The sequence below is a fragment of the Burkholderia sp. Ac-20392 genome (genome assembly GCF_017104585.1).
GTDB classification, from domain to species: Bacteria; Pseudomonadota; Gammaproteobacteria; order Burkholderiales; family Burkholderiaceae; genus Burkholderia; species Burkholderia lata.
In genome coordinates this window covers 1-2,422 of sequence record NZ_JAAGPB010000797.1, presented here as the reverse complement: position 1 = coordinate 2,422, position 2,422 = coordinate 1, and the positions used below count along the sequence as shown (strand labels likewise).

At 69.4% G+C, this 2,422-nt stretch carries 2 protein-coding genes; both read left to right on the top strand.

Annotated elements, in window-relative coordinates; translation table 11 throughout:
- The coding region (gene metC, locus G3N99_RS38335; RefSeq protein WP_206124982.1) for a cystathionine beta-lyase at positions 1 to 934 on the top strand (934 nt) is incomplete at its 5' end.
- A 59-nt stretch (positions 935 to 993) separates the two neighbouring features.
- A complete protein-coding gene (locus G3N99_RS38330) occupies positions 994 to 2,310 on the top strand; it encodes an LLM class flavin-dependent oxidoreductase (RefSeq protein ID WP_206124981.1) in 1,317 nt (438 codons plus the stop codon).
- Positions 2,311 to 2,422: the final 112 nt, after the last annotated feature.

Sequence of the window (2,422 nt, the reverse complement as noted above, 5' to 3'; positions counted from 1 at the left end):
CCCGTCGGGGCTCGCGGCGATCACGACCGCGCTGTCGTCGTGCCTCGCGGCGGGCGACCACCTGCTGATGACGGACGCTGTGTACAAGCCCGCGCGGCAGCTGTGCGACGGCGTGCTGCGGCGCGCGGGCATCGAGACGACGTACTTCGCGCCGTGCGCGTCGGTCGACACGCTCGACGCGCTGATCCGGCCGAACACGCGCGCGCTGTATCTCGAGGCGCCCGCGTCGCAGAGCATGGAGATGTGCGACGTGCCGGCGCTCGCCGCGTTCGCGCACGACCGCGGGCTCGTGGTGCTGTTCGACAACACGTGGGCGACGCCGCTGTTCTTCGATGCGTTCGCGCACGGCGCCGACCTCGTGATCCAGGCCGGCACCAAGTATCTCGCGGGTCATGCCGACGTGATGATCGGGATGGTGTCGGCCTCCGCGCGCGCGCTGCCGGCGCTCGAACAGTATCAGCGCGACACGGGGCAGTGCATCGGCTCGGACGACGCGTTTCTCGCGCTGCGCGGGCTTCGCACGCTCGGCGTGCGGATTCGCCAGCACCAGGCGAACGCGCTGCGCGTCGCGCGCTGGCTCGCCGCGCGTCCGGAAGTGCGGCGCGTGTGCTACCCGGCGCTCGAGGACGATCCCGGCCATGCGCTGTGGGTGCGCGACTTCGGCGGCGCGACGGGGCTGTTCTCCGTCGTGCTGCGCCCGGCCCCCCCGCAGGCCGTCGCCGCGCTGCTCGAAGGACTCGCGTACTTCGGGCTCGGCTATTCGTGGGGTGGCTATGAAAGCCTCGCGATGCCGTTCGACTGCACGGCGTACCGCACCGCATCGCACTGGGACCCGGGCGGCCCGTGCGTGCGCTTTCACATCGGCCTCGAGAACGCCGACGACCTGATCGGCGATCTCGAGGCCGGCTTCGCCCGCTTCAACGACGCGCGCTGACCGGCCAGCCACACACAGCCCGCACGCATTGCGCAGCCTTCCAAACACGAGGAACCCGTATGACGAAGCAACTCTGCCTGGGTGGATTCATGCGACCCATCTGCCTGCACACGGCATGGTGGCGGCATCCGAGCGCGCCGACGCTCGCGAACTTCAACTGGCCGGTGATCCGGTCGCTCGCGCAGAAGCTCGAGCATGCGTGCTTCGACGCGGTTTTCACCGCCGACCACCTCGCGGTGATGCCGATGCCGCCGAACGCACTCAAGCGCAGCGGCACGATCACGTCGTACGACCCGCTCGTGATGCTGTCGGCGATCGCCGCGTGCACGGACCGCATCGGCCTGATCGCGACCGGCACGACGAGCTACGAGGATCCGTACCTGCTCGCGCGCCGCTTCGCGTCGCTCGATCATCTGAGCGGCGGGCGCGCGGGCTGGAACATCGTCACGACGGTCAACCCGGAGGCCGCGCTCAATTTCGGGCTCGAAACCGCGTTGCGTCACGCGGAGCGCTTTGAGCGCGCCGAGGAATTCTTCGACGTCGTGACGGGGCTGTGGGACGGTTGGTCCGATCACGCGCTCGTGATGAACAAGGAGACGGGCGTGTTCTCCGATCCCGACAAGATCCGGCCGCTCAACCACAAGGGCAAGTTCTTCTCGGTGAAGGGGCCGCTGAACATCGCGCGGCCGGTGCAGGGCTGGCCGGTGATCGCGCTGGCCGGCGCGTCGGAAGAGGCGCGCGACATGGCCGCGCGTTCGGCCGATCTCGTGTTCGGCAACGCGCGCAGCATCGAGACGGGCCGCGCGTTCTATCGCGACGTGAAGTCGCGGGCCGTCGCGGCCGGGCGCAATCCCGACCACGTGAAGATCCTGCCGGCCAACCAGGTGTACGTCGGCCGCACGCGCGCCGAGGCGCTGGCGAAGAAGCGCTACATGGACGATCTCGTGCACGTCGACAGCAACATCCCGAACCTGTCGATCCGGCTCGGCGTGGACTGCTCGAAGTTCGATCCCGACAAGCCGCTGCCGGAGCTGCCGCATACCGAACAGGGGCAGGGCAACCAGCGCGAATGGGCGGCGCTCGCGCGGCGCGAGGGGCTGACGGTGCGCGAGCTCGCGAAGCGCGCGGCCGAATCCGGGACCGGCGAGATGGTCGGCACCGCATCCGAGATCGCCGACCAGATGGAGGAGTGGCTGATGACGGAGGCCTGCGACGGCTTCATCGTCGTGTTCTACACGGTGCCCGACGGCTACGACGACTTCGTGACGATGGTGGTGCCGGAACTGCAGCGGCGCGGGCTGTTTCGCACGCGCTACGAAGGCACGACGCTGCGCGAGCACATCGGCCTGCCGCGGCCGAAGAGCCCGCTCGACTGAGCGGCGCGTCGCCAGATTTCGTTCCGGGAGACCGCGATGACCCATGACTCACCCAGACAGACGTGGATGACGACGCCGTACCGCCGCCGGCTCGGCGTGCTGAGCGACGCCA